Annotated in this window: 23 protein-coding genes and 1 riboswitch; of the genes, 12 read left to right on the top strand and 11 right to left on the bottom strand. The window is 66.3% G+C overall.

The genetic code is table 11. From position 1 onward, the window contains the following. Positions 1-234: 234 nt before the first annotated feature. Positions 235-567 carry a hypothetical protein gene (locus tag ACFDR9_RS13260; RefSeq protein WP_409031288.1) on the top strand — a complete coding sequence of 111 codons (333 nt, stop codon included), beginning with the start codon at positions 235-237 and terminating at the stop codon, positions 565-567. Between the two features lie 351 nt (positions 568-918). Further along, the gene (locus tag ACFDR9_RS13255; protein WP_409031287.1) at positions 919-1,332 is read left to right on the top strand and encodes a hypothetical protein; all 414 of its coding nucleotides are present in this window, start codon (positions 919-921) and stop codon (positions 1,330-1,332) included. 13 nt (positions 1,333-1,345) lie between these two features. Here ACFDR9_RS13255 and ACFDR9_RS13250 read toward each other — a convergent pair whose 3' ends face one another. The 4 genes from ACFDR9_RS13250 to ribB all read right to left on the bottom strand — a co-directional run bounded on the left by ACFDR9_RS13250 (position 1,346) and on the right by ribB (position 4,727). Then, entirely contained in the window at positions 1,346-2,029 is a 684-nt protein-coding gene (locus ACFDR9_RS13250; protein WP_409031286.1) for a hypothetical protein, read from the bottom strand. Continuing rightward, positions 2,026-3,039, bottom strand: a complete 1,014-nt coding sequence (locus ACFDR9_RS13245) for an MlaD family protein (RefSeq protein WP_409031285.1) — start codon at positions 3,037-3,039, stop codon at positions 2,026-2,028. Before ACFDR9_RS13245 ends, ACFDR9_RS13250 begins: the two co-directional genes overlap by 4 nt. Positions 3,040-3,055: 16 nt before the next feature. Next, positions 3,056-3,874 (bottom strand): MlaE family ABC transporter permease, encoded by an 819-nt coding sequence (locus ACFDR9_RS13240; RefSeq protein ID WP_409031284.1) that lies wholly within the window; start codon positions 3,872-3,874, stop codon positions 3,056-3,058. A gap of 205 nt (positions 3,875-4,079) precedes the next feature. Continuing rightward, on the bottom strand, positions 4,080-4,727 hold the full coding sequence (gene ribB, locus ACFDR9_RS13235) for a 3,4-dihydroxy-2-butanone-4-phosphate synthase (protein ID WP_409031283.1): 648 nt from the start codon (positions 4,725-4,727) through the stop codon (positions 4,080-4,082). A 97-nt stretch (positions 4,728-4,824) separates the two neighbouring features. After that, positions 4,825-4,966, bottom strand: a riboswitch (FMN riboswitch). A gap of 187 nt (positions 4,967-5,153) precedes the next feature. On the opposite strand from ribB, the gene ACFDR9_RS13230 reads away from it, so the two are divergent. After that, positions 5,154-7,949: a M16 family metallopeptidase gene (locus ACFDR9_RS13230; RefSeq protein WP_409031282.1), complete on the top strand. Its 2,796-nt coding sequence runs from the start codon at positions 5,154-5,156 to the stop codon at positions 7,947-7,949. 118 nt (positions 7,950-8,067) lie between these two features. Next, on the top strand, positions 8,068-8,268 hold the full coding sequence (locus tag ACFDR9_RS13225; protein ID WP_017874849.1) for a hypothetical protein: 201 nt from the start codon (positions 8,068-8,070) through the stop codon (positions 8,266-8,268). An 86-nt stretch (positions 8,269-8,354) separates the two neighbouring features. Here the strand turns inward: ACFDR9_RS13225 and ACFDR9_RS13220 are convergent, their stop codons facing one another. After that, positions 8,355-8,972: a LysE family translocator gene (locus ACFDR9_RS13220; protein ID WP_017874850.1), complete on the bottom strand. Its 618-nt coding sequence runs from the start codon at positions 8,970-8,972 to the stop codon at positions 8,355-8,357. Between the two features lie 109 nt (positions 8,973-9,081). Here ACFDR9_RS13220 and ACFDR9_RS13215 point away from each other — a divergent pair, with 109 nt between their 5' ends. From ACFDR9_RS13215 to ACFDR9_RS13200, 4 genes are all read left to right on the top strand, one after another. Further along, positions 9,082-9,975 carry a LysR substrate-binding domain-containing protein gene (locus ACFDR9_RS13215; RefSeq protein ID WP_409031281.1) on the top strand — a complete coding sequence of 298 codons (894 nt, stop codon included), beginning with the start codon at positions 9,082-9,084 and terminating at the stop codon, positions 9,973-9,975. Positions 9,976-10,068: 93 nt separating this feature from the next. Next, positions 10,069-10,938, top strand: coding sequence for a ThiF family adenylyltransferase (locus ACFDR9_RS13210; protein WP_017874852.1), 870 nt, complete (start codon positions 10,069-10,071; stop codon positions 10,936-10,938). After that, positions 10,935-12,056: a nitroreductase family protein gene (locus ACFDR9_RS13205; protein WP_409031280.1), complete on the top strand. Its 1,122-nt coding sequence runs from the start codon at positions 10,935-10,937 to the stop codon at positions 12,054-12,056. The genes ACFDR9_RS13210 and ACFDR9_RS13205 overlap by 4 nt, the downstream gene beginning before the upstream one ends. Then, positions 12,049-12,723, top strand: a complete 675-nt coding sequence (locus tag ACFDR9_RS13200) for an acyltransferase (protein ID WP_409031279.1) — start codon at positions 12,049-12,051, stop codon at positions 12,721-12,723. Before ACFDR9_RS13205 ends, ACFDR9_RS13200 begins: the two co-directional genes overlap by 8 nt. A gap of 25 nt (positions 12,724-12,748) precedes the next feature. On the opposite strand, the gene ACFDR9_RS13195 is transcribed toward ACFDR9_RS13200, so the two are convergent. The 4 genes from ACFDR9_RS13195 to ACFDR9_RS13180 form a co-directional block, all read right to left on the bottom strand. Beyond that, positions 12,749-13,738: an EDSAP-1 family PEP-CTERM protein gene (locus tag ACFDR9_RS13195; protein ID WP_409031278.1), complete on the bottom strand. Its 990-nt coding sequence runs from the start codon at positions 13,736-13,738 to the stop codon at positions 12,749-12,751. A gap of 431 nt (positions 13,739-14,169) precedes the next feature. Continuing rightward, the gene (locus tag ACFDR9_RS13190) at positions 14,170-15,141 is read right to left on the bottom strand and encodes an EDSAP-1 family PEP-CTERM protein (RefSeq protein ID WP_409031277.1); all 972 of its coding nucleotides are present in this window, start codon (positions 15,139-15,141) and stop codon (positions 14,170-14,172) included. A 119-nt stretch (positions 15,142-15,260) separates the two neighbouring features. Then, positions 15,261-15,383, bottom strand: coding sequence for a hypothetical protein (locus ACFDR9_RS13185; RefSeq protein ID WP_409031276.1), 123 nt, complete (start codon positions 15,381-15,383; stop codon positions 15,261-15,263). 240 nt (positions 15,384-15,623) lie between these two features. Continuing rightward, the gene (locus ACFDR9_RS13180; RefSeq protein ID WP_409031275.1) at positions 15,624-16,829 is read right to left on the bottom strand and encodes a glycosyltransferase; all 1,206 of its coding nucleotides are present in this window, start codon (positions 16,827-16,829) and stop codon (positions 15,624-15,626) included. 257 nt (positions 16,830-17,086) lie between these two features. On the opposite strand from ACFDR9_RS13180, the gene ACFDR9_RS13175 reads away from it, so the two are divergent. Beyond that, positions 17,087-17,284 carry a hypothetical protein gene (locus tag ACFDR9_RS13175; protein WP_017874858.1) on the top strand — a complete coding sequence of 66 codons (198 nt, stop codon included), beginning with the start codon at positions 17,087-17,089 and terminating at the stop codon, positions 17,282-17,284. Here the strand turns inward: ACFDR9_RS13175 and ACFDR9_RS13170 are convergent. Beyond that, a complete protein-coding gene (locus ACFDR9_RS13170) occupies positions 17,271-17,483 on the bottom strand; it encodes a hypothetical protein (RefSeq protein ID WP_017874859.1) in 213 nt (70 codons plus the stop codon). The genes ACFDR9_RS13175 and ACFDR9_RS13170 overlap by 14 nt on opposite strands. A gap of 546 nt (positions 17,484-18,029) precedes the next feature. Between ACFDR9_RS13170 and ACFDR9_RS13165 the strand changes: the two genes are divergently transcribed. The 3 genes from ACFDR9_RS13165 (at position 18,030) to ACFDR9_RS13155 (ending at position 19,975) form a co-directional block, all read left to right on the top strand. Further along, entirely contained in the window at positions 18,030-18,398 is a 369-nt protein-coding gene (locus tag ACFDR9_RS13165; protein ID WP_409031274.1) for a hypothetical protein, read from the top strand. A gap of 76 nt (positions 18,399-18,474) precedes the next feature. After that, complete coding sequence (locus ACFDR9_RS13160; RefSeq protein WP_017874862.1) at positions 18,475-18,939, top strand: hotdog domain-containing protein; 465 nt, start codon at positions 18,475-18,477, stop codon at positions 18,937-18,939. A gap of 40 nt (positions 18,940-18,979) precedes the next feature. Then, positions 18,980-19,975, top strand: a complete 996-nt coding sequence (locus ACFDR9_RS13155) for a L,D-transpeptidase (protein WP_409031273.1) — start codon at positions 18,980-18,982, stop codon at positions 19,973-19,975. A gap of 7 nt (positions 19,976-19,982) precedes the next feature. On the opposite strand, the gene ACFDR9_RS13150 is transcribed toward ACFDR9_RS13155, so the two are convergent. Beyond that, the gene (locus ACFDR9_RS13150) at positions 19,983-22,865 is read right to left on the bottom strand and encodes an EAL domain-containing protein (RefSeq protein WP_409031272.1); all 2,883 of its coding nucleotides are present in this window, start codon (positions 22,863-22,865) and stop codon (positions 19,983-19,985) included. Between the last annotated feature and the right edge of the window lie 108 nt (positions 22,866-22,973).

Raw genomic sequence — 22,973 nt, 5'->3', positions numbered from 1 at the left:
CCGTCTCGGTCCAAGGTGCTGATGCTGTCGCCAATTCGTCCACGCAAAAGACGAGAGTAAACCTGAATAATGGCAAGTTTACAAGGGGCGCGTTAAGTCATTGAACGTAAACGCGTTTTCAACGCCGGCTGGGCGTTGGTCCGGACTTGTGTATAACGAGGTGCCCATAACCGTAGCGGGACAAAGCCAAAGGAGCATCGAATTCGATTTGCGCCTGCGGACGGGGCTACGTCGGTGATCGAATGGAAAACCACGAAATTATCGCCGAGCACCTGGCCGGAAATACCGTTGATTTTCGACCTAGAGGCGGGACAGCCAATGATCGTGGCCAGCGTCCACGTCTCGGCGGGGTGCGAGATCTATACGAAATATGTTTACAGAAATCGCACGTGGATTGAAGAAAGACTTCCCGATAAATTCGAACGGCGCATAACAAATCTACTTATTCGAGATGGTATTGATATGCCGGAGTTCGTCAGTTTGAAGGAAAAACAGCGTGAAAATGCGAACTTGGGCTACCGAATCGCGCTCCGGCAAGTCGGGCCAGTTCGCATGGTTTGCGGTTAGTTACATGATTTATAAACTAAGAACCATAAATTATCCGGAGGTATGTCATGCCAAGCGCGTTTGAATACATGCAGCTTGCGACTATTGTTTATGCTGCTTGCGATGAAAATAGGATCGATATCCCACCGGTTGGAGTCAACTCGACTGGGAACTTGACATATGGACGGGCTTCTCAGCAGGTGCATATAGGAATATTGGAACAAACGACATTGCTATTTTTTATGCCGGCACTAACGACGGCGTTGCCGATCCACTGAACTGGACGGCGGGCATGGGGCTGCCGCTGCCGCAGATATTTTAGGCCATGGTCTATTATTTTGCATTTAAGGCAGAGAACCCACAGAGTACCAGTTGACCCTCAAAAATTGGTACCTCGGCGTGGACAAGCACAGCGTCGCCTGCTTGCAATTGCTGATCGAGGGCACGGCGGATTACAACGCGGCGTCGCCCAGCCAGTTGAACAACCGGAAAGTCGAGCAATTCAATTTCGACGGCCTGGCGACGGCATTCGACCAGGCGCGCGCGGCCAACCCGTCGTTGAGCAGTTGGGCGCTGTCGTCGTCGCTGCTGAGTTTTCACCTCGGCGGCAGCGACACGGCGGCCATTGGCGCCGACCTGGCCTATCAGTATGCCAAATACGGCGGCCTGTCGAACATCTCGCTAACGCCGGTCCAGGCGATGATGGCCGATGCCGCGTTTGGCGCGGCCAGCCAGACCCTCTGCGGTGGCGTCGGCTTGCAGGACTTGTCGGCGCGGCTGATGTAGCGGCCGGGCGGCGTCAGGGCGTCGTTGCGGCGCCCTGCACCAGGTCCATGCGCCGGCGCAGGCGCTGCGCCTCTTGCGCGTCGCCGGCCTTGTCGGCGCGCAGCGCCTGCACGCCGAGCCAGGCCAGCAGCGGGCGGCGCCAGCCTTGCGCCGACGCCGTCTCGACCGCGGTGGCCAGCAGCGCCGGGCTGGCGCGGCCGGCGCGCAGCAGTACGCCCGCCGCCACCAGTTGCGACAGCGGCTCGCCCATGCCGGCCACCGCCGCGGCGGCGGCGGCGTCGGTGGCGGCGCCGGCGGCGTCGCGGTGGGCGGCCGGCAGCAAGGCTATCTGGTCCGGTTTGGCCGTCCCCGCCAGATAGGCGGCGTAGGCCCGTTCCGGCGCGGCCGCGTCCAGGCGCAGCGGCGCAAAGCCGGCGCATTCCTCGAACACCAGGCTGGCCACGCGGGTGGCGCAGCGCAGCAGTTCGACGCGCGCCAGCAGGTCGACCTTGCCGGTGGCGGCGACTTGCTGGCGCGCCCGGGCGAACTCGGCGGCCTCGACCCGCGCGTTGCCGGCCAGGTAGGCCGATTCGAAGCGGGCGATGGCGCTTTGCGCATTCATTTGCCAATCCGGCACCGGCGGGCCGCCGGCGCAGGCGGCCAGGCTCGCCAGCAGGCTGGCCGCCAGCAGGCGGCGGGGCAGGGCGTTCAATGTCATGGCAGTTTGATCTCCGTGTCGCGTTTGAACGGCCATTTTCGGTTCAGTTCGTTTACCAGTTGTTCGACCTTGCGCAGGTTGCTGTCGACGTCGGCGCGCAGCGGCGCCAGGTCGGCGGTGGCGGCCTTGGCGTTGGCGCCGACGGCCTGCGCCTCGACCAGCACGGCGTCCAGTTTCTTCAGGCTGCTGCGGGTGTCGGCCAGCAGCGCGTTCAGTTGCACCACGGTGGCCTGGGCGTCGGTCATCACGCCGCCCTTGCCGAACACGCGGCTGTCGGCGTTGCCGATCAGGCTGTCGGCTTTCTGCGCCACCTTGTCGACCGTGAGCAGCAGCGCGTTGGCGCGCGCCACCAGTTGCTGCGCGTTCTTGTCGTCGCCGCCGATCAGGCCCATCGCGCCGGCCGGGCCGTTAAGCTTGGTGGTCACGCCCTGCACGTTGCGCAGCGCCACGTCGAGCGAGGAGTCGGCCGCGGTCAGCGTCGTCAGGTTTTGCAGCAGATCCTTGGCGGCGGCCAGCAGGCGCGGGATTTCGGCGCCGGCGTCGCCCACCAGCAGGTCGCGCGCGGCACCGTCGGGCAGCTCGGGGTCGGCCGGGATGCCGCTGAAGGCGCGCAGCTTGGCGCCGCCGACCAGGCCGCGTTCGAGCGTGAAGATGCTGCTGCTGCGCAGCCAGTGCGCCTGCGAGCGCGGCACGTCGACGATGACCCGGGCCTTGCCGTCGGCGCCCAGTTCGATGCGGCGCACGCGCCCGACCGGGAAGCCGGAAAAGGTGACGTCCATGCCGACCACGACGCCGTCGGAGTCGTCGGCTTTCAGCACCAGTTGCTGGGTCGCCTCGAAGGCGCCGCGCGCGTACATCAGGTACAACACCGAGCCTGCCACCAGGGCGAACATCAGCACCAGCAGCAGGGCCGCCTTGAATTCGGCGTTGCGCACCGGCGGCGTGCTTGGCAGCGGCGCGTCGGGCGCCAGTTCGGCGTCGGCGCCGGCGTTGGGAGTCGGTTCGGTCATGGGTGGCTTGTTGTTATTAATAGTAGTTGCCCATCAGGGAGGCGATTTCAATTAGCAGGATGACCGAGAACAGGCGCAGCATTTCGGACAGGCCGTGCACGCTGCGCATGCGCATGATGCGGCGCCCGGCCGCGCTGTCGTCGTTGAACGACGAGGCCAGCGGGATCAGGCCGACGGCAAAGCTGAAGAAGACGATCTTGAGCATCAGGATCAGCGTCACGGCCGGGTTGAAGACCTGGCCGACCGTGCGCGTGTAGCCTTGCAGCGCCCACGGCGTGAAGCCGTAGATGGTCAGGTAGGCCAGCACCAGCGAGAGTACGCAGCTGACCGCGGCCAGCATCCAGACGGCGAACACGCCGGCCGCCACGCGCGGGAAGAATTCGCGGTGCAGCAGGTCGGCGCCCTCGCGCTGCATGGCGTCGAGGGTGCCGCGGGCGCGCAGTTGGGCGAACTCGATGCCGTCGGGCAGGGTGATGCGCAGCGCCACGAACAGCGCCGCCGTCAGCGGGATCAGTTCAAGCACCAACACGCGCACCACCATTTCAAGCGCGAAGCGCGACAGCCCGTAGCTGAGCGCTGTGACGACGACGATGCGGATCAGCACCAGGCTGATGAGCGCCGACAGCACGGTGAACCACATCAGGTTGGGCGCGGTGGCCAGCACCAGTTGGCGCGCCAGCGCGGGCCGGTGGGCGCGGCCGTAGGTGGATGGCGACAGCGCCAGTGAAAAAAACAGGACGGCGAAATGCAGCAGGCGCCACCAACTGCTCAGCCACGCCATGGCGGAGCGGTGCAGTCGCCTGAAGCCGGAGGAAAGTGATGCTTGTGAAGTCATGCTGTTATCTTAGCATCGGCGCCGCGGCGGCGCGGCGGATTCGCGACAAATTCGGGCGGCGGGGGGCAAGCATACCCGCGTTCAGCGGCTTCGCCGTTGAATTCATCAAAACCAAGGGCGTGACGCCGGGGCAGACCCTGAAGGTCTGACCCCGGTTCTTTGCCTCGGGTTGATTTTCAGCGTTGCCGGCTCGCTGGCGGTGGGGTTAGCTCGCTTCGCGGCTGCGCCATTCGATCATTTCGGCGATGGTCAGGATCGGCATGCCGTGCAGTTCGGCGAAGCGTTCGATGGCGTCGCCGCGCATCATGCTGCCGTCCGGGTTCATCAGCTCGCACAGCACGGCGGCCGGGCTCAGACCGGCCATGATGGCCAGGTCGATCGAGCCTTCGGTGTGGCCGGCGCGCGCCAGCACGCCGCCGGGCGTGGCGCGCAGCGGGAACACGTGGCCGGGGCTCACCAGGTCGTGCGGCTTGGCGGCGCGGGCGACGGCGGCGCGCACGGTGGTGACGCGGTCGGCCGCCGAGACCCCGGTGGTGACGCCCTCGCGCGCCTCGATCGACACCGTGAACGGGGTGCCGTAGCGGCTGCCGTTTTCCGGCGCCATCGGCGCCAGTTCGAGCGCGCGCACGGTGTCGGCCTGCAGGCACAGGCAGACGATGCCGCTGCATTCGCGGATCAGCAGCGCCATCGTTTCGACGCTGAGCTTGTCGGTGGCGACGATCAGGTCGGCCTCGTTCTCGCGGTCGAAATCGTCGAGCAGGATCACCGGGACGCCGGCGCGCATGGCCTCCAGCGCCGTCTGGATGCGGCCCGCAAGGTCGGGGGAGGTCAGGGAAAAGTGATTGACTAACATGGGAAACGCTCCTCGCACAAATGGCGAAAAACGCTCCAGGGCAAGCGGATAGGCACAGCCACCCGCGTCGATCGCTCGACACGGGACTGCGGATACCGCACATCTTCTTTCATCCGGACTATACCGTCGGCTCTGGAGTCACACCAGATCTGCTGACCTTGCTTGCGCAAGCGCTCGCGGGCTTCACCGTTGCCGGTTTTACCGCCGGTGGGGAATCGCACCCCGCCCCGAAGACGTATTGTTACCGGCAAAATTGCCGGCGCGCCAAGTGTAGCAGAAGTTCCCCGGCGCCGCGGCGCGGGGCGCGGGCCGCGGCGCCGGGCTGTATTTTTTTCGCCGGCGCGCGCGAATCAAGCCCAAGCGCGGCGAATCGGTGTACCGTACGAAAATTCTTTCCTTTCCTCGGCAAAAATGAACTTGTACCCTTTGCGAATTATTTCCGGCGCGGCCATGCTGGCCTTGTCCTTCCTGGCGCACGCCGCCATTACACTGGGCGATCCGCTGCCGGTCGGACCGCAGGTGCAGGTCGGCAAGCTGGCCAACGGCCTGACCTACTACATTCAAAAGAACGGCAAACCGGCCAACAAGGTCGAGCTGCGCCTGGTCGTCAAGGCCGGCTCGATGCTGGAGGACGACGACCAGCAGGGGCTGGCCCATTTCACCGAGCACATGGCGTTTAACGGCTCGACCAATTTCAAGAAAAGCGCGCTGATCTCGTATCTGCAATCGATCGGCGTCAAGTTCGGCGCCGACCTGAACGCCTACACCAGTTTCGACGAGACCGTCTACATCCTGCCGATTCCCACCGACAAGCAGGACAATATCGACAAGGGCTTCCTGGTGCTGGAAGACTGGGCCCACGGCCTGGCCTTGGACGACGCGGCCATCGACAGCGAGCGCGGCATCGTGCTTGAGGAACTGCGCCTGGGCAAGGGCGCCGACGACCGCATGAACAAGGTGTTGTTGCCGAAACTGTTCAACGACTCGCGCTACGGCAAGCGTTTGCCGATCGGCAAGGAAGCCATCCTGAAGCACTTCAAGTACGACGCGCTGCGGCGGTTCTACCGCGACTGGTACCGGCCCGACCTGATGGCCGTGGTGGTGGTCGGCGACATCGAGCCGGCCGAGGCGGAACAGATGATCCACAAGCACTTCGACAAGCTAAAAAACCCGGCCAACGCGCGCCCGCGGGTGTACGCCAAGGTGGCCACGCGCGCCCGCGACGAGGCACTGGTGGTGACCGACAAGGAGGCCCCCAACAATACCTTGTTGATCCGCTATCCGGTGCGGCCGATACGCACCGACGAGACCTTCGGCGGCTACCGCGAAAAGATGATTGAAAGCCTGTACGGCGAGATGCTCGCGGCGCGCATGCAGGAACTGACCCAGCAGGCCGAGCCGCCGTTCATCCAGGGCGGCAGCGGCATGGGCAAGCTGGTGCGCGGTTACCAGTCGTTCAGCGCCTACGCGCTGCTGGGCAAGGGCGGCGTGGCGCCGGCCGCCAACGCGCTGATACAGGCGGGCGAGCGGGTGCGCCGCTTCGGCTTTAGCGCCGTCGAGTTCGAACGTAGCCGCAAGAATATGTTGCGCAACTACGAGCGCAGCTACAAGGAACGCGACAAGTCCGACTCGGCCGGCTACACGGCCGAGTACATACGCAATTTCCTCGAACAGGAAGCGATTCCCGGCATCGAGAACGAGTACCGCTATGTGCAAGAGTTGCTGCCGCTGATCACGCTCGACGAGGTCAACCGGGCGGTGCGCGAGGCCTTGCCGCGAGACCAGAAAAAGCTGGTGGTGTTTATGGGTTCGGACCGCAGCGTGGTCGTGCCGACCGCCGCGGCCCTGCTGAAGGCGGTCGCCGCGGCGGAAAAGCTGGAGGTCAAGCCGCAGCAGGAGCGCGTGCTGGGCAGCACCCTGATGGACGCGCCGCCGCCGGCCGGCGGCATCGTCGCCGAACGGCGCGACGCGGCGCTGGGCCTGACCGAGCTGACGCTGAGCAACGGCGTGCGGGTGGTGCTGAAGCCGACCGACTTCAAGAACGACCAGGTGTTAATGGGCGCGACCCGCTTCGGCGGCCAGTCGCTGTTCAGCGACGCCGACGTGTTCAACGCCCGCTACGCCAGCGCCATCGTCGGCCAGATGGGCTTGAAGACTTACACGCCGACGGATTTGCAGAAAATCCTGGCCGGCAAGACCGTCAGCGTCGGCGCCTTTTTGGGCAACCTGAACGAGGGCGTCGCCGGCAGTTCCAGCACCGCCGACCTGGAAACCATGCTGCAACTGGTCTACCTGCGCTACACCGACGCGCGCCAGGACGACGCGCTCTACCAATCCTTCATCGGCAAGCAGCAGGACCTGGCGAAGAACACGATGTCGCGGCCGGAGTCGGTGTTCGTCGACACGGTGCAGACGACGATGTATCACCACCATCCGCGCCTGGCGCGGGCGGCGCGGCCCGAGGATTTCGACAAGATCACGCTGGCGCGCGTGCTGGAGATTTACCGCGAGCGGTTTGCCAGCGCCCGCGGCACCACCTTTTTCCTGGTCGGCAGCTTCGACGTGGAGCAGATCAAGCCCTTGATCGCCACTTATCTCGCCAGTCTGCCGGCCGGCGAGGTGACGGCGGTCTACAAGGACCTGGGCGTGCGCCCGGTCAGCGGCGTGGTCAAGAAGGAGGTGCGCAAGGGCAGCGAGGCGAAGAGCACCATTTCAATCACCTTCAGCGGCGACGCCGAGTACACCGACGCCGGGCAGATGCAGGTGCAGGCGCTGGTGGAGGTGTTGAACATCAAGCTGACCGAGGTGCTGCGAGAGAAGATGGGCCTGATTTATGGCGGCGGCTTTCAGGGCGGGCTGAACAAGCTGCCCTACGGCAGCTATTCGCTGAGCGCCGGCTTGCCGACGGCGCCGGAAAATGTCGACAAGGTGATTGCCGCGACGTTCGCCGAGATCGAAAGGATGAAGCAGGACGGCCCGCTGGCGAGCGACTTGGCCAAGGTGCAGGAGAATTGGATCAAGAACCACCAGAAATCGATGCGCGAGAACAGCTACTGGCTGGGCCGCTTGCAGACGGCGCTGCTGCAGGGCAGCGACCCGGCCGCCATTCTCAGCTACGAGGAACGGGTCAAGGCGCTCCAGCCGGCCGAGTTGCAGGCGGTCGCCAAGCGCTACTTCAACATGGACAATTACGTCCAGGTGGTGTTGTACCCCGAGAAATAAGCGCGGGCGCCCTTGTTTTCCGCCTTGCTCGGCCCCGGCGTGGTTTCCCGTCCGGCCTATGCTGTTAAACTAGCGGCGCAGCACTGAATCATTGACACACCACGCATAGGGCAACAAGATGGCAAAGAAGAACGAAGAGTTGGATCCGGAAACACTGGCGTTGATACATTGGTGTATCGAAGTCGAAGGCTTCCTGGTGGCGGGCGGCGCAACGCAGGCCCAGGCCCAGGAGCATATTGAAGAGCAGGTTGAATGGTTCACCGACCAGTTCTATGACGGCTTGACGCCGGAAGAGGCGGCCAAGGAAGCGCTGGCGTAAGCCGGCGCCCCGTCGCGCTGCGCTGCGGGGCGAACGGCACCGCCAGGATCAGCAGCCTGTACGGCGGTTATCCGCGGGTCCATTCGTCAACGCGCCATCGGCGCCAGCGCCAGCGTCAGGCCGAGGCCGACCAGGACCGCGCCGATCCCCTTGTTGAGTACGTTTTGCCCGCGCAGCATCGCGCCGCGCAGGCGCTGGTCCGAAAAAAACAGCGCAACCAGGCTGAACCAAAGCCAGTGCGCCAGCGACATGAACAGGCCGTAGCCAAATTGCGCGGCCGTGGCGGTGTCGGCGCCGACCACCTGGGTGTAGGTGCTGAGCACGAACAAGGTGGTTTTCGGGTTGAGGGCGTTGGTCATGAAACCGCTGCGCAAGGCCGCCAACGCGCTGCCGGCGGGCTGGGCCGACAGGTCGGGTTGCAGTACCGCCTTGGCGACGAAGGTGCGGTAGCCGATGTAGACCAGGTAGGCCGCGCCGACCAGCTTGATGGCCAGGAACAGGCTGGGCGTGTGGGCGATCAGCAGTCCCACCCCGAGCATGGTGTAGAACACGTGCACCTGCACGCCGAGCGCGATGCCGGCGGCGGCCAGCAGCCCGGCGCGGCGGCCGTGCAGGTAACTGTTGCGCGTCACCATGGCAAAGTCGGCGCCGGGGCTGATGACGGCCAGGATGGTGATCACGGCTACTGCGAGCAATTCGGTCATGGCGTTTCCTTGTGGTGAGCCCGGCGTGCCGGGAAAACCCATTTTTGCCGAATTCGGGTGGTGTGAAAATCGATGTATACTCAAGCAAATACTTGAGGAAAAATCACAGATGGCATTGCATGCCCCATCCTTGAACGCGGTGCGCATGTTCGCGGTCGCGGCCCGCCACCTGAGTTTTGTGCGCGCCGCCGACGAGTTGCACCTGACGCACGGCGCCGTCAGCCGCCAGATCAAGCTGCTCGAGGAGACGCTCGGCGTAGCCTTGTTTGAGCGCCGCAATCGGGCAGTTTTTCTCACGCGCGAGGGCGCCGCCTTCAAGCTCACCTGCGACGACGTGATGGCGCGCCTGGCCGAGGGCGTGCGCGCCATCCAGCAAGCCGCGCCGCAGCGGCCGCTGGTGTTGTCGTGCGAGCCGACGCTGGCGATGCGCTGGCTGATTCCGCGCCTGGGCGCTTTCCGCGCCACTTTCCCGCAGATCGAGCTGCACCTGTTCGCCGCCGGCGGCCCGGTGCAATTCCAGCGCGGCCATGTCGACCTGGCGCTGCGGCGCAACGACTTCGCCTGGGGCGCCGGCTGCCACGCCGAGCCGGTGGCGCGGGAGTGGACCGCGCCGGTGTGCGCGCCGGCGTTGTTGCAGGGCGGACAGTTGCATCTGGAGCGACAGGGCCTGCTGCACACGCAGTCGCGACCGGACGCCTGGCAGCGTTGGGGCGCGGCGAGCGGGCGCCCGGTCGCGGCGGCCACGGCGGGGCGCTACGAGCATTTTTATCTAAGCCTGCAGGCGGCCGGCGCCGGCCTGGGCGTGGCCATCGGCTCGGTCTACATGGTCGAGGAGGAACTGGCCTGCGCGCGCCTGGTGGCGCCGCCGGGCGGTTTCGTCGAGGACGGTTCGGCGTATTTCCTGCTCTCGCCGACGCCTTTCGAGGGCGACGAGCGGCGCCAGACGGTGCTCGGCTGGCTGCGGCGCGAGCTGGCGGCGACGCTGGCGGCCGTCGTGCGTTAAATAAACTGTTTTTTTGCGGAACTTTTTACCTGGGCCGTTGATCCAATCTGCTTAGAGCCGCTGGCAAGCTCGGCTGTAATCAAGGAGGTGAACATGACAGGCAGTTTTTCTTACCGCGACGCTTTCTCGCGCAACATCGGCTGGGTCACGCCGGCCGAGCAAGAGCAGTTGCGCCACAAGCGCGTCGCCATCGCCGGCATGGGCGGGGTCGGCGGGGTGCACCTGCTGACCTTGGCCAGGCTCGGCATCGGCGCCTTCCACATCGCCGATTTCGACCATTTCGACATCGCCAACTTCAACCGCCAGGTCGGCGCGACGATGTCGACCCTGGGCCGGCCGAAGGTCGACGTGCTGGCCGAGATGGCCAGCGACATCAATCCCGAGATGGCGATCACGCGCTTTCCCGACGGCGTCAACGGCGCCAACCTGGAAGATTTTTTCGCCGGCGTCGACCTGTACGTCGACGGCCTGGATTTTTTCGCCTTCCGCGCCCGCCAGGCGACCTTCGCCATGTGCGCCCGGCTCGGCATTCCCGCGATCACGGCGGCGCCGCTGGGGATGGGCACGGCCTTGCTCAATTTCATGCCGGGCCGAATGACGTTCGAGCAATACTTCGGCTGGGGCGAGCTGCCCGACGCCGAGAAGGCGCTGCGCTTCCTGGTCGGCTTGGCGCCGGCGGGCCTGCACGGCGCCTACCTGGTCGACCCCTCGGCCATCAACCTGAAGGAGCAGCGCGGGCCGTCGACCATCATGGGGTGCCAGTTGTGCGCCGGCGCCGCCGCCACCGAGGCGCTGAAGATCCTGTTGCGACGAGGAAAAGTGCTGGCCGCGCCGCATGGCGTGCACTTCGATGCCTTCCGCAACAAGCTGGTGCGCACCTGGCGCCCGGGCGGCAACCGCCATCCGCTGCAGCGCCTGGCGATGATGATAATCAAGCGCCGCAGAGCGGCGGAAAGGCCATGACCATGTTGCTCGACGGTACCCTGGAACGCATCCTCGACCTGGCGCGCTGGGCGCCCAGCGGCGACAACACCCAACCCTGGCGCTTTGAAATCGTCGACGAGCGCCACATCGTCGTGCACGGCTTCGACACGCGCGCGCACTGCGTCTACGACCTCGACGGCCACCCCAGCCAGATTTCGCTCGGCGCCTTGCTTGAGACCATGGCGATCGCCGCCAGCGGCTACGGCCTGCGGTTACGCGCCCAGCGGCGCGGCGGCGCCCCCGAGCACTTGCCGACCTTCGACGTCGCGTTCGAGGCCGCGCCGCGCCAGCCCGCCGATCCGCTGGCCGGCTACATCCAGCGCCGCAGCGTGCAGCGCCGGCCGCTGCGCACGCGCGCGCTGAGCGCGGTGGAAAAAAGCGCGCTGGCCGCCGCCTTGCCCGAGGGCTACCAGATCGTCTGGCTGGAGGGCTTCGGCAAGCGCCTGGCGGCGGCGCGGCTGATGTTTGCCAACGCCAAGCTGCGCCTGACCATGCCCGAGGCGCACCAGGTGCACCGCGCGGTGATCGAATGGAACGCCCGTTACAGCGAGGACCGCATTCCCGACCAGGCGCTGGGGGTCGATCCGATGACGAGCAAACTGATGCGTTGGATCATGCAGAGTTGGCGCCGGGTCGAATTTTTCAACACCTTCCTGGCCGGCACGGTGGCGCCGCGCATCCAGATGGACTTGATTCCCGGCCTGGCCTGCGCCGCCCATTTCGCGCTGGTCGCCACCAAGCAGCCGCGCTCGATCGACGACTACGTGGCGGCGGGGCGGGCGATGCAGCGCTTCTGGCTGACCGCGACCCTGCTCGAACTGCAACTGCAACCGGAACTGACGCCGCTGATCTTCGCGCGCTACGTGCGCGAGGGCAGGGTGTTCTCGCGCGTGCCCGGCATGCAGGAACACGCCGGCGCGCTGGCCGCGCGCTGCGCCGCGCTCATCGGCGAGGACTGCGGCAAGCGCGCCGTGTTCATGGGACGCATCGGCGCGGGCGCCGCGGCGCGGGCGCGCTCGACGCGCCGGCCGCTCCAGGATTTGATGGTACAGGGCAGGGGCGGGGGCGGAGCCGGTTCCGGCGGACGCCATGCGTGAGATCAAGGCAAGCCAGATCCTGTTTTTCCTGTTGCTGCTGGCGCTGGTGTTGGCGCTGGCGCTGGCCAGCACCGCGTGCTTGTTCGGCGACCTGCCGCTCGGCGACTTCCGGGGCGTGGCGCTGGTCGTCGCCGCCGTGCTGCTGAACTATCTGTACGCGTTCGCCGTCTACCGCTTGTTCCTGTGCTGGCTGCCGCTGTTGGACGGCGACGTGGCGCCGGACTCGCGCGCCGAGTTCATCGCCAACGTCAACATCCTGTTTTACCTGATATTGTTTAATTCGTTGATCCGCACCCATGCGCTGCCGGTGCCGCTGATGCGCCTGGTCTACCTGGCGCTCGGCGCCCGGCTGGGCGGCAACACCTACAGCGCCGGCGCGATCCTCGATCCGCCGCTGACGCGGATCGGCAAGAACACCATCATTGGCCACGACGCGGTGATCTTTGCGCATGTGATCGAGGGCGCGCGGCTGGAGTTGAAAACGGTACACATCGGCGACGGCGTGACGATCGGCGCGTCGGCGGTGGTGATGGCCGGCGTGCGCATCGGCGACGGCGCGATCGTCTCGGCCGGCGCCGTCGTCACCAAGGATAGCCAGATCGGTCCCGGCGAGGTGTGGGGCGGGATTCCGGCGCGCCTGCTGAAACGCGGCGGGCCGCCCGGCTGAGGCGGGCCGGCCCGGGCGTATGTGCCTATGCCGCCGGGCGCACGCCGCGGCGGCTGCCGAGGCACAGGCCGGCCAGCCCCAGCCCCAGCAAGGCCAGCGTGCCCGGCTCCGGCACTTGCTGCGTGATGACCAGGTCGACGCTTTCTATCGTATTCAAGGTCAGCGTATAGTTGCCGGCGCTTAAGGGAGTGGTCAGCGCGGCGAACGCGGCGCCGCAAGCGGTCGAGGTGCCGGTGCCGGTCGGTACGGGGCAGGGGCTCGGGTTGAAGGTAAACGGCGTGCCCTTGGTCAGGGTACTGGTCGACAGGTTGGTGTTCAGGTTGGCCCCGTCGGCGCTCTCGGCGCCGCCGAAGATGCCCGAGCCGAGCACGCCATCCGGGGTCCAGTTGAAGACGTTGACCCCGGCCGCGTTGGTGATGCTGAACGACACCACCAGGTTGGCGGTCGCGGTGGAGCCGAGACCGGCCATCGCGTCCAGAAACACCGCCATGTAGGGATCGGCACTGAAGTTGAAGGACAGCGTCGCGGTTGGCGAGGCAACCGAGAACAGCACGGAAAGACCGGTGGTGGAGCCGTTGCGCCCGGACGCGTCGGCGGTGCCGGCGCCCGCCAGGAAGGCTTCGGCGACGTTGGCCTTGTGGGTGCTGGTGGCGCCGGGCGGAAAGGGCCGGAATTGCGTGCTGATGATCTGGGCGTCGCCGCGCGAGTACGACGGGCCGCCCTGGCCTTGCGGAGTGAAATTGTTCTCGCCCTTGGTGACGGCGCCGAGCGCCGACTGCGGCGCGTCGAGGAAGCCGGCGCCGCCGCGGATGACGCTGGCGGCGCCCAGCGTCGCCGTCGAGCGCGAGACGGTGGTGACGCCGGCCACGCTGACCACGCCGGTGGGATTGTTAATGATCAGGCCGAATACATTGTTGTAGGAGTAGCCGTAGGCGGCCGCGCTGGCGTTGCCGGTGGCGCACAGCAGGGCGATGGCGGCGGCGGCCGGGATCAGTTTCAGGGACGACAGTTTCATTTTAGATGCCTCGCATGGTCGGGTGGGTCAAAAGGAACATCGCTGGGCCCCTGATTGGCGGGACTTACATATGACTATGCAAGTTTCCTGCCAGGATAGATATGTGCATGAAAATCAACAACTTAGTGTTTTAGCATCCTCGATGCTGGACGTATTTTCATTAAGATGTAAAGAAGGCTGACGGGCAATTCGACGCTGCCTGAATCGGGCGTGGCTGCCGCTTCCGTTGCCGGCACAGCGTCGTAATAAGCACGCCGTGGAATGTGCTCTGTGATACACAGGGCCCGCAAATGCGGACGCAAAAAAAGGCGGGGGAGTTCCCCGCCTTGTTGCTTCAAGTGCCGTCGCGCGGATGCCGGGCCGCGGCGGCCAGCGTAATCCGACCGATGAAAAGCGTGCCAATTTAACGGCTGGGGAGTTCCCCGACTTGTTTAGGCCTTGCGGCGCTTGCTGACGCACAAGCCGGCCAGGCCCAGTCCCAGCAGGGCCAGCGTGCCAGGCTCCGGCACCGCCGTCTTGACCAGATCGACGCTGTTCACCGCGTTCAGGGTCAAGGTGTAGTTGCCCGCCCCCAAGGCGTTGGTCAGTGCCGTGTAGGCGCCGCCGCAACCGGTGCCGGTGCCTGGCGCCACCGGTACGGGGCAGCCCGTTGGATTGTAGGTAAACAACGAGCCGCGGGTGAGGAAGTTGGTCGACAGATTGGTGTTCAGACTGGCCGCGTCGGCGGTTTCGACGCCGCCCGTGATGCCGGAGCCGACCACGCCGTCCGGCGCCCAGACGAAGATGATAGCGCCGGCGGCGTCGGTGATGGTGAAGGTCGCCACCAGGTTAGCGGCGGCCGACGAACCGGGGCCGGCCAGGGTTTGCAGGAATACCTGCATGAAGGGATCGGCCTGGAAGTTGAAACGCAGCGTCGCCGTTGGCGAGCCAACGACGAAATTGACGGAGAAACCGGTGGTCGAGCCGTTGCGGCCGGACGCGTCGGCCGTGCCGGCGAAGTCCAGGTGGGCCTCGGCCACGTTCACCGCCTGGGTGCTGGTGGCGCCGGGCGGGAAGGGCGGGAACTGCGTGCTGACGATCTGGGCATCGCCGCGCGAGTAGGTGCCGACCGGGCCTTGCTGCTGGAAATTGTTTTGACCGAGCGCGACGGCGCCCACCGCGGCTTGCGGCGCGTCGAGCATGCCGGAGCCGCCGGTGATGACGCTGGTACCGTTCAGCGTCGCCGTGGCGCGGGAAATGTTGGTGGTGCCGGCAACCGATACCACGCCGGTCGGATTGGTGACGGTCAGGCCGAAAATATTGTCGTAGGAGTAGCCATACGCGCCCGCACTGGCGCTGCCGGCCGCACTCATCAACACCAGGGCGGCTGCCACCGGGATGAGTTTCAGTTTAAACAGTTTCATAACGATACCTCACTGATAGTCTGGTTGATTGACGCTCATTGTTTTGCGCCGCCTGGTAGAACGAGCCGCACAGCCAGTACTCAGCGAAATTCGTGCCAGAGTGAAGAATGCCAACAAAATCAAACGCTTACGCGCATTTTCCGGAGCGGCCCGGCGTTGCGCTCGAGGCGGCTGTAAAGAAAGCCGACGGCTGCGCGGCAGAAGGCGAGCATTTCCCGGCTCTCTTTGATCGAGCCGATCATCGACTCCGCAAGGGTGCGGCGACTGCCAATAAGGTTAACTGCGTTGATCGGTGGTGTCGCCGCGTCCGGCAAGCCGCCGCCGCCGCGCTGGGCGCCACGCGATCGGCAGCCATCTCCGGCATTTTCGCTGGTGGTGCAGGCCTTGCGCTACGACGAACCAGCGACCGCTTCCACGACGCGGTGAGGCGCATCTTCGCCGAAAAAACGCTCGGGGTGGCGGGCAAAGGGGGGGCGCCCTCATCAGGCGGCCGGCAGCGTATCGAGCAGCGCCGTCAGGCGCGTGCCGGGCTGGTAGGCGCGAAACTGGCGCGCGACGGTCTTGGCGGCCGCCGCCGCGCCGGCGTCGTTCAGCATGGCCTCGGCGCAGCCGCGTAGCGCCCGCTCGCTGAAACGGTCGGCGCGCAGCAGCGTGCCGGCGCCGGCGGCGACGACGCCATGCATGTTCAGGAACTGGTCCAGATTGCTGGCGATGCCGATCACCGGCACGCCGGCGGCCAGCGCCTGCTGGCTGGTCGGGCTGCCGCCGTTGCATAGCACCAGGCGGGCGCGGCCGGCCGCTTCGGCGCCGGGCAGGAACGGCGCGACGAAGGCGTTGGCGGGGATGTTGTCGAGTTCGATATTGCCGGCCGTCGCGGCCAGCACCGTGACCGGCAGCGGCGCCAGCGCGCGCAGCACTTGCGGCAGCAGCTGGCCCTGGCCGGAACTGCCCAAGGTCACGTACAGCACCGGCTTGTCTTGCGGCAGGTCGTTCCACCACTCCGGCGTCGACAGCGGCGGCGACCAGATTACCGCTCCCAAATAGGAGTGGCTGGCGGGCAGACCGCGCGCGGGAAACAGCTCGGGGATGTCGGCGTAAACGGTATGGTCGGCGTCGGTATAGACCCGGCGCAGATCGGGGCCCAGCGAGGCCAGTCCGTGTCGACGCCGCAGTCGGTTCAGCGGCACGGTGTGGCTGGCGAAGGCCAGCGGGCGCACCATGCGAAACAGCGCGTTGGCCAAGAGGATCGGCAAGGCTTTGGTCAGCGGAAGAGTGGGTACTTCGTAGTGCTGCCGCACGTACGGACTCCAGTAGGCGTTGCTCAGCGCCACGTAGGGCAGCCTGGCCAGACGCGCGCTGACCGACAGCGACAGTCGAAAGTCGCCCAGCACCACGTCCGGCCGCACCTCCTTGAGTAGTCGCAGGTCGTCGTCGACGTACTGCGACAGCGTCGCTTCACTGTAGACGGGTTTGCCTTTCGCCAAAGCCTGCAGGAACTGGGCGCTGGAAATACTGTCGATGCGCCAACGCGTGAAGCCGCTGTCCTTGAAACAAAAGTCGTACCCGTCGGCGCAGGCGAAATGGATGTCGAAACGCTGCGGATCGAGCATGTGCGCCAGGGCGAGCGGCCTGCCGACATGCGCCAGCGTAACCGCCTCGGCAACAAAAAGAATCCTCTTTCGCTCCATACTCGGCACCTCCGGGTGAACCGATTGTACGGCCCGATCTGGTCGCCAGCAAACATGACCGAAGGTATCGAATCGCCGGCGCGGGTCTGGCCGCGCGCGCAACGCTGCGCCAGTCGCCGCCACTTGCGAGTAGTCTGATGGAAGGGCGCGGCACGCTGTCGTGCGCGCCACCGGCCTTGATCGCGCACAAACGCGCCGCTCGGGCACTCGCTAACATGGCTTTTGCGCGGTTTGCACTAGGCTGAACTGGAGGGACTATGACAACACAGACCAATATCGGCACGGGCGGCGGCGACGGCGGCGTCGCCAGACGGGCGCATTCGACGCCGGAACCGGAAATTCCGCCACCGGACAAGGATCCCGAGCACAGCCCGGTTCCCGAGGAAGATCCGATCCCCGAGCCGGTGCCGGTAAAAGAGCCGACGCCGCCGCAGGCGCCCATCAAGGCGTGGTAGCGTTTCCCGCCCGGCGTTTCCGGCCGGGCGGGGCGGCGTCGTCCTTGCCGCGCGGACGCGTCTCCGGTAGCGGCGGAATCTGTTTGATGATCTCTTCCGTGTCCTTTTGCCCCGGGGTTTTTTCGCCGCTGCCAATGTCCGGTTCGTCCCACAGATGCTCGCCCCGCTCCGGGCCTGGCCGCCCGCTGGTCTGGTTCATCGTGTCCCCTCCTGTGCATGAACGCAACGCGGCCGCAGGGAAACTCGCTACCCGGGAAAGCTGCTGCGGCGCGCGACTGCCTGCGTCCATCCTAGCAGCGCCCGGCGGCGCGCGGCGCGCGATATGGGCGGCCCTGCCATCGCGCGGGAATGATTTCAGAAGAACATTTTTGCGCCCGAATATGTTGCTCGGTAGCTACACAGTTGACTGTATCTGCGGTGCGTCACGCGGCCGTCATGAAACTGTTCATATAATAAGACATCACCATCATTCTTGTAGCGGAGACCAGCATGGGCAGTTCCTTACACAATAAGATTTATCTTGGCAGGCGCGCCCGGGCGTTCAATTCCAGAGGCGTCGCGGCGCTGGTTTTCCTGGCCTTGCTGGTGTGCTCGGGGCTGTTTTGGGCCGGCATGCACGCGCTGGCATAAGCGGAGCGCACGCCGCGTGCGCCCGTCGTGCGCGGCGTAAACGAATTGCCTGTTGCCGATGCGCTGCCGGGCGCGTACCATGGGGGCCGAATTGGCTGTCCCTTATGGAAATGTAATGAAGAACGAGAAACTCACAACAGACGAATATGACGCGCTCGAGCAGGTTGCGGCCGGCATCAAGACCGAACGCGTCAGTGCCTGCGTGGCGCGCAACACCAAGCGCCTGTCCGGCCTGAAGCTGCTTAGCTTCCGCGGCGACGGCCGCCTGTCGATCACCGACAAGGCCCAGCAACTGCTCTTCGTGCGGCGCTGTATCAACGGCCTGCGCGCCATCGCCGCCGACCCGCTGGCGCCGCTGGAAAAGGACGTGGCCTACTTCCTCGGCAAAAAAGCCCACATCATCGCGCGCGAAGCGGGCGAAGGCTACGACATCAGCGACAAAGGCCGCGAATCGCTGGTCGACATCGGCACCCTCGGAATGTAAGAATCGGCAAGAAGTAAACGGCGCGGCGCCATGCCGGCGCGCGCCATCCACATGGAGAGTTCGCTTGGACAATGCAATGAACTGGTCGGCGCACGAGCTGACCATGACGGTTCTGATGACGCCCGACATGGCGAATTTCTCCGGCAACGTACACGGCGGCACCATCCTGAAATACCTCGACAGCGTCGCCTACGCCTGCGCCAGCCGCTATTCCGGCAGCTACGTCGTCACGCTGTCGGTCGACCAGGTCATGTTCCTGCAGCCTATCCACGTCGGCGAACTGGTGACGTTCCTGGCGTCGATCAACTATACCGGCACCACGTCGATGGAAGTGGGTATCCGCGTCGTCACCGAAAACATCCAGCAGCGCCTGGTGCGCCACGCCAACAGCTGCTACTTCACGATGGTGGCGGTGGACGCCGAGCGCAAGCCGGTCGCCGTGCCGGCGCTGGAACTGGTGACGCCCGAGCAGGTGGCGCGCTTCGAGCAGGCGCAATTGCGCAAACTGTCGCGCAAGAAAGTCTCCGGCGCTAAAAAGTAAACCAGGGTAATAACGCACCATCGGGCCAAGAAGAGTTTTGTTGAGATCACTGTTACTGTTGACTGCGTTTGCGTCCGTCTTTACCACGCTGGGCGCAGCCGCCGCCGCCGCTGCGCCCGCGCCCCGCCCGGCGCCGTTGGCGCCCGACGCGCTGACGCCGGCCCAGCGCGCCTTGCCGGTCGGCCCCGGCGCCAAGGGCGCCAACGTGTTGCGCGCGCGCATACTGCTGGACCGCGCGCACTATTCATCCGGCGAGCTGGGCGCTTCCTACGACGGCAATGTGCGCCAGGCCATCCGCGGCTTTCAAAAACTGAAGCAATTGCCGGTCACCGGCGTGATCGATAGCGCGACCTGGGCGCGGCTCAACGCCGACACCGCGCCGTTGCTGGTCGCCTACACGGTCAGCGCGCGGGACGCCGCCGGCCCGTACGCGCCGGTGCCGGCCGGCATGGCGGCGAAAGCCAAGCTCGGCGCGCTGGCCTACGCCAACGCGGTCGAGGCGCTCGGCGAGAAATTCCACAGCAGTCCGGCCTTGCTGAAGCGCCTCAACCCCGGCAAGGTGCTGGGCCGCGCCGGAGAAACGCTGGCGGTGCCGAACGTGGCGGCCGCGGCGCCGTTGCCGAAGGCGGCGACAATCCTGGTCGACCAGTCCGACGGCACGCTGACGCTGCTCGACGGCACCGGCATGCCGTTCGCGCAATTCCCGGCCAGCACCGGCAGCGCGCACGACCCCCTGCCGTTCGGCCAGTGGCAAGTGCGCGGCGTGGCCCGCAATCCGGTCTATCAATACAATCCGAAACTGTTCTGGGACGCCAAGCCGGGCGAGCTCAAGGCGAAGATCGCCGCCGGCCCGAACAACCCGGTGGGCGCCGCCTGGATCGAGTTGAGCAAGCCGCATTACGGCATCCACGGCACGCCGGAGCCGGGCAACATCGCCAAGACGCAATCGCACGGCTGTATCCGCCTGACCAACTGGGACGTGCTGGCGCTGGCGAAAGTGGTGGTGCGCGGCGCCGTGGTGCTGTTGCAGGAATAGCCGCGCGCTAACGCGTCACCAGGCGCGGCTGCGGCAACGCCGGCGCCGGCGCCAGCCGCAGGCCCTGGCGCAGCATCTGTTCGAACTGTTCCGGCGGCAGCGGCCGGCTGAAATAATATCCCTGCATTTCGTCGCAGCCGTGCTGGCGCAGGTAGTCGAGCTGGGCCTCGGTTTCGACGCCCTCGGCGATGACGCGCAGCTTCAGGTTGTGGGCCAGCGCGATGATCGAGTCGACGATGGCGGCGTCGTCGGCGTCGTTGGCGATGTCGTTGACGAAGGTGCGGTCGATCTTCAGCACGTCGATCGGGAAGCGCCGCAGGTAGGAAAAGCTGGAATAGCCGGTGCCGAAGTCGTCGATCGACAGTTGCACCCCCAGCGCCTTCATCGCGTGCAACTGGTCGACCGCCACGCCGATGTCGTGCATGAACAGGCTCTCGGTCAGTTCCAACTCCAGGCAGGCCGGCGCCAGGCCGGTCTCGGCCAGCACGGCGGCGATCGAGGCCACCAGGTTGGCCTCGCTGAACTGGCGCGCCGACAGGTTCACGGCGATGCGCAACTGCCCCAGGCCGGCCTGCCGCCAAGCTTGGTTCTGGGCGCAGGCGGTGCGCATGACCCAGGCGCCGATCGGCACGATCAGGCCGGTTTCCTCGGCCAGCGCGATGAAGCGGCTCGGCGCCACCACGCCCAGCTCCGGGTGCTGCCAGCGCAGCAGCGCCTCGACGCCGACGATCAGGCCGCTCTTCAGGTCCAGCTGCGGCTGGTAGTGCAGCACGAACTCGTCGCGTTCGAGGGCGCTGCGCAGCGCCCCCTCGATGCGCATGCGCTCCTGCGCCGCCTCGTTCATCTGCGGGGCGTAGAACTGGAAGTTGTTGCGGCCCTGTTTCTTGGCGCAGTACATGGCGATGTCGGCCTGCTCGATCAGGTTTTGCTGGCCGCCGCCGGCGCCCGGGTAGACCGCCACGCCGATGCTGCAGGAGACGAACACTTCCTTGCCCTCCAGCGTGACCGGCTGCGCCACCTGGTCCATCAGGCGCTGCACCACCTCGCCGGCCAGCGCCTGCTCCGGGCGCTGGCCGAGGATGGCGACGAACTCGTCGCCCGACAGGCGCGCCACCGTGTCGCTTTCGCGCAGGCCGGCCTTCAGGCGCGCCGCCACGGTTTTCAGCAGCAGGTCGCCGGCCTTGTGGCCGAGGCTGTCGTTGATGAACTTGAAGCGGTCCAGGTCGATCAGCAGCACCCACAGCGGTTCGCCGCCCTGGTCGACGGCGGCGATCGCCTGGCCGAGGCGCTCGCGCAGCAGCGCGCGGTTGGGCAGGCCGGTGAGCACGTCGTGGTGGGCGATGTGGTGGATGCGCTGCTCCGACACCTTGCGCTCGGTGATCTCGGCGCCGGTGCCGCGGTAGCCCTCGAAGTTGCCCTTGTCGTCGAACAGCGGCTCGCCATTGATGCTGAACCAGCGCATCTGGCCGTGCCGGTCGGCCATCGGGTACTCCAGGTCGGCGAACGGCTGGTGCGCCTTGACGGCGGCGATGTGCGCCTGGCCCCACTCGGACTCGCGCATCTCGGCGTTGTTGTCCCAGCGCGTCAGGCCGATGAAGCGTTCCAGCGGCATCTGCGACTTGTCGGCGAAGCCGCTGGTGATGTTGGTGAAGCGAAACTGCGCGTCCTGCTCCCAGTACCAGTCCGAGGACAGCGCCAGCAGGCGGCGGAAGCGCTTTTCGCTCTCCTGCAGCGCGCGCTCGGTGCGCTTGCGCGCGCGCACGTCGGCGCTCAGGCGCTCGTTGCTCAGCTTCAGGTCGACGGTGCGCTCGTCGACCAGGCGCTGCACCCGCCGCGAGCGCTGCGCCAGCGTCTGCACGAAGGCGGTCGTGAGCAGCGTGAACAGGATGCCGCCCAGCAGCGTCGAGAGCGAGCCGGCGTGGTCGGCCAGGAAAGGCCGCGGCCGCGCCTGCACCCGCACGTGCCAGGGCCGGCCGGCGGCGTTGAAGCTGTGCTCCCTGCTGTCGCGGTAGTCGAACAGCAGCCAGCGCGGCAGCGGCGCGGCGGGCGCGTGCGCGGCGTCCGGCGCGCCGCTGCGGTAGATCAACTGGGCCGGGTCGGCGGCCGCGCTGGCGTACACGCTCAGCTCGATCTGCGGATCGCTGAGCAGGTCGGCGCCCTGCATCACCTTGTGCACCAGGCTGGTGGCGCGCACCACCGCGGCGGTGTCGCCGACCAGCGCGGCGCGGCGCTCGGCCAGCGTGGCCGTCGGCGCGCCCAGGCGGTACACCGGCGCGACGATGACGAAGCCGCGCTGGCGCGTGGTTTCCTGCGCCAGCGTCAGCAGCGCCGTCGCGCTCGCGCGCCCGCGCAGCAGCGACTGCTCCAGCGCCGCCAGCGAGAAGCGATTCGGCGCCACGTCCATGCCCAGCGCCGCCTCGTTGCCGCGCATCGGTTCGAGGTAGTCGACCACCAGGTAGCTGGCGCGCCGCTGCGCCGGCACCAGCTTGCCGTCGCGCATTTCGGTCATCGCGTAGCCGGGATGCTCGCGCCGCAGCGCCGCCTCGAACGCGGCGCGCTCGGCGTGCGCCAGCACGCGGTGGAAGTTGAAGGCCTGGATGAAGGGGTAGCGCGCCAGCAGCGGCGCGGTGAACACGCGGAACTGCTCGCGCGAGACCGCTTCGACGGTGGCGAACAGCTGGTTGGTTACCGTCAGCACCTCGACGGCGTCGTCGAGGCCCTTGTGCAGGGCCGTCGCGCGCAGGGTGGCGCGCTGCTGGAAGCTGAGCGCCATCTTGTCGTATTCGAGCCGGCTGACGGCGCTAAACAGCAGCGCCGTCACGCCCAGCCCGGCGCCCAGCGTCAGCGCGGCCGCGGCGGAGATCGACAGGGACAGGCGGCGACGCGGCATGGTTTTTTCCTACGGGTAAAAAAAGGGACGGCCGCGACTTGCCGCGGCTGCCGATAGTGTGTCATACATCGCCGCCCCCGGACAGTTCCCGACGTATAGTAATTGCGC

Origin of the sequence: Janthinobacterium sp. CG_23.3 (genome assembly GCF_046115965.1) — a bacterium.
GTDB lineage: Bacteria > Pseudomonadota > Gammaproteobacteria > Burkholderiales > Burkholderiaceae_D > Janthinobacterium.
Note: the sequence above shows the minus strand (reverse complement) of the source record. Positions and strands in the feature narration are given on the sequence as shown.

What these genes read in the sequence shown, in the direction of transcription:
- ACFDR9_RS13185 (WP_409031276.1), bottom strand. Translation starts at nt 15,383, where the DNA reads ATGATCGGCTCGATCAAAGAGAGCCGGGAAATGCTCGCCTTCTGCCGC.
- ACFDR9_RS13245 (WP_409031285.1), bottom strand. Translation starts at nt 3,039, where the DNA reads ATGACCGAACCGACTCCCAACGCCGGCGCCGACGCCGAACTGGCGCCC.
- ACFDR9_RS13215 (WP_409031281.1), top strand. Translation starts at nt 9,082, where the DNA reads ATGGCATTGCATGCCCCATCCTTGAACGCGGTGCGCATGTTCGCGGTC.
- ACFDR9_RS13250 (WP_409031286.1), bottom strand. Translation starts at nt 2,029, where the DNA reads ATGACATTGAACGCCCTGCCCCGCCGCCTGCTGGCGGCCAGCCTGCTG.
- ACFDR9_RS13210 (WP_017874852.1), top strand. Translation starts at nt 10,069, where the DNA reads ATGACAGGCAGTTTTTCTTACCGCGACGCTTTCTCGCGCAACATCGGC.
- ACFDR9_RS13170 (WP_017874859.1), bottom strand. Translation starts at nt 17,483, where the DNA reads ATGAACCAGACCAGCGGGCGGCCAGGCCCGGAGCGGGGCGAGCATCTG.
- ACFDR9_RS13165 (WP_409031274.1), top strand. Translation starts at nt 18,030, where the DNA reads ATGAAGAACGAGAAACTCACAACAGACGAATATGACGCGCTCGAGCAG.
- ACFDR9_RS13225 (WP_017874849.1), top strand. Translation starts at nt 8,068, where the DNA reads ATGGCAAAGAAGAACGAAGAGTTGGATCCGGAAACACTGGCGTTGATA.
- ACFDR9_RS13160 (WP_017874862.1), top strand. Translation starts at nt 18,475, where the DNA reads ATGAACTGGTCGGCGCACGAGCTGACCATGACGGTTCTGATGACGCCC.
- ACFDR9_RS13200 (WP_409031279.1), top strand. Translation starts at nt 12,049, where the DNA reads ATGCGTGAGATCAAGGCAAGCCAGATCCTGTTTTTCCTGTTGCTGCTG.
- ACFDR9_RS13190 (WP_409031277.1), bottom strand. Translation starts at nt 15,141, where the DNA reads ATGAAACTGTTTAAACTGAAACTCATCCCGGTGGCAGCCGCCCTGGTG.
- ACFDR9_RS13195 (WP_409031278.1), bottom strand. Translation starts at nt 13,738, where the DNA reads ATGAAACTGTCGTCCCTGAAACTGATCCCGGCCGCCGCCGCCATCGCC.
- ACFDR9_RS13240 (WP_409031284.1), bottom strand. Translation starts at nt 3,874, where the DNA reads ATGACTTCACAAGCATCACTTTCCTCCGGCTTCAGGCGACTGCACCGC.
- ACFDR9_RS13150 (WP_409031272.1), bottom strand. Translation starts at nt 22,865, where the DNA reads ATGCCGCGTCGCCGCCTGTCCCTGTCGATCTCCGCCGCGGCCGCGCTG.
- ACFDR9_RS13220 (WP_017874850.1), bottom strand. Translation starts at nt 8,972, where the DNA reads ATGACCGAATTGCTCGCAGTAGCCGTGATCACCATCCTGGCCGTCATC.
- ACFDR9_RS13205 (WP_409031280.1), top strand. Translation starts at nt 10,935, where the DNA reads ATGACCATGTTGCTCGACGGTACCCTGGAACGCATCCTCGACCTGGCG.
- ACFDR9_RS13175 (WP_017874858.1), top strand. Translation starts at nt 17,087, where the DNA reads ATGACAACACAGACCAATATCGGCACGGGCGGCGGCGACGGCGGCGTC.
- ACFDR9_RS13180 (WP_409031275.1), bottom strand. Translation starts at nt 16,829, where the DNA reads ATGGAGCGAAAGAGGATTCTTTTTGTTGCCGAGGCGGTTACGCTGGCG.
- ribB (WP_409031283.1), bottom strand. Translation starts at nt 4,727, where the DNA reads ATGTTAGTCAATCACTTTTCCCTGACCTCCCCCGACCTTGCGGGCCGC.